This is a genomic window from Sphingobacterium sp. UBA5670 (assembly GCF_002420705.1).
Classification (GTDB): domain Bacteria; phylum Bacteroidota; class Bacteroidia; order Sphingobacteriales; family Sphingobacteriaceae; genus Sphingobacterium.
In genome coordinates this window covers 688,984-690,749 of the sequence record NZ_DIIM01000021.1, presented here as the reverse complement: position 1 = coordinate 690,749, position 1,766 = coordinate 688,984, and the positions used below count along the sequence as shown (strand labels likewise).

At 43.0% G+C, this 1,766-nt stretch carries 2 protein-coding genes; both read right to left on the bottom strand.

All coding sequences use genetic code 11. From position 1 onward, the window contains the following. Positions 1-328: MauE/DoxX family redox-associated membrane protein (locus B3C94_RS20880; protein WP_349679148.1), on the bottom strand; the 328-nt coding region annotated here is incomplete at its 3' end. Between the two features lie 108 nt (positions 329-436). After that, positions 437-1,459, bottom strand: a complete 1,023-nt coding sequence (locus B3C94_RS20875; protein WP_293907351.1) for a helix-turn-helix domain-containing protein — start codon at positions 1,457-1,459, stop codon at positions 437-439. Between the last annotated feature and the right edge of the window lie 307 nt (positions 1,460-1,766).

Here is a 1,766-nt window from a genome sequence, read left to right as displayed (position 1 = left end):
TCCCTTCAAAAATAAAGAGGATACCGGTGGCTAATTCCACGGCTGGCAGGATATACGACAGTACAATGCCATATTGATCGGCAAAAGGCTGCCTGATCATGGAAGCTCTGAATTCGGCGTAAGTGAACACCTTTTTCGATCCGACATAGATCCATAGGCAGAGCAAAGCAAAAGTTATTACCTGTAAGACAAATTCCTGGGGATACTTCCGGATGTACGAAACCACCCCAGTGAATTTGCACCCTAACCAGCTACGTGACCTCACGTTTTGAACTGTATCCGCTGCTACAGCCCCATCATACTGTCTATATTTTCCGTTTTCTTTCATCGCCGTTTTTGTTAATCGATTACTAAGTTTTACAACACTAAATTACAGCGATTAAATGCCGAGCGTTAAGCAGAAAACAAGCTTCCGATTGGCAGAAAACAGGATTGGTTAGGAGGGAGGGGCATCGGAATAGTTTTCAGAAGAGGGGTCATTGTCCGAATGTTGCTGCTGTTGCTTAAACGATAGCGGAGTAAGTCCTGTCTGGTTTTTGATAAATTTGTTGAGTTCAACAATACTGCTAAATCCACACTCTTCGGCCGTAGTAGCCAATTTTTCATTGCCCACGATAATGGAAGCAATATATTCCAGTAACATTTGGTTGCGGTAGTCGTGAAATGTGCAGCCATAAGTTTTTTTGTGTTCTTCGTTGATATAATCTCTAGACTTCGACAATACTTGGGCTATATCCGATAAGCGGACTTGAGCCCCTTGGTGCAGAACCATCATTTGCAATAAATTACGTGCCTGGTCGATCAATTTTTCCTTGCCATCCTCGCTTATCTTAAACCGGCTAAGCTGGATCAGAAAGATCAGCTGCTTTAAGATAATATGCTCATTATCTAGGATATTGGGGTTGATCTTTCTAAAAAGCAACTGCAACTGCCGTTTGGTGACAGCGCCAACACGAAAGGTAATACTCTTGTCCGACTGCGATGACTGGTTCTTCTTAGCCTGTACCAGGTGCTGCAAAAAACTAAAATGTCGGTTTGCAGGGGAGCGAAATAGCCCAGCATCCAAAATAAAACCCACCAATATGTGATGACCTTTTGGAATGGTCAGGTTGTAGGAACCTTTGGCAAGATAAAGATAAGCGCCACGTCCTTCGACAAAGTCAATCGCAAAATCTTGTCTGCTATGGCGTTGCCTTAAGGGAGAGTTGCTGAGCAAAGGATAGGTAAGATGTAGGTCGCCCAGTACGGTGTATATTGGGATGGTTTCTTCATGTTCCATCCAAAATTCATAATAATAGAGATAGCCATAGCGGCCGTCAAATACCTGCTCGATGATGCGGTTGCCAGATGATTTCCATTGCCGTACATGAGCATTCCGGATGGGGTAGCTGATGCTGTCGGACGGAAGGTCGACAGACTGATATTCCTCAGGTAAGGTAAAGTCGTAGCTTCTTTTCATAAAGATCAACTTTATATAATAATGGCTAGTTTAACTGCTTGATTTTCTGATTTTAATCTGTCAAAAAATGAATTCTACTAAAAGATAATCAGGTTACAAAAAAAAAGTGTGCATAGGTCTGGGAAGATGGTAAGCCGGTCAGGAGGCATGGTGAATTTAAACGCATTGAAAAAATGTCGCTTCACCCTGATCTACAACCTATGTACCCAAAAATGAAGTGGATGTCTTGCATTTCTGCCAAATTCGCCATCGTGATCACCATGCTTTCCTGGCCCGAAAGCAAAGCGACCAAACTGGGCAAGTTTGG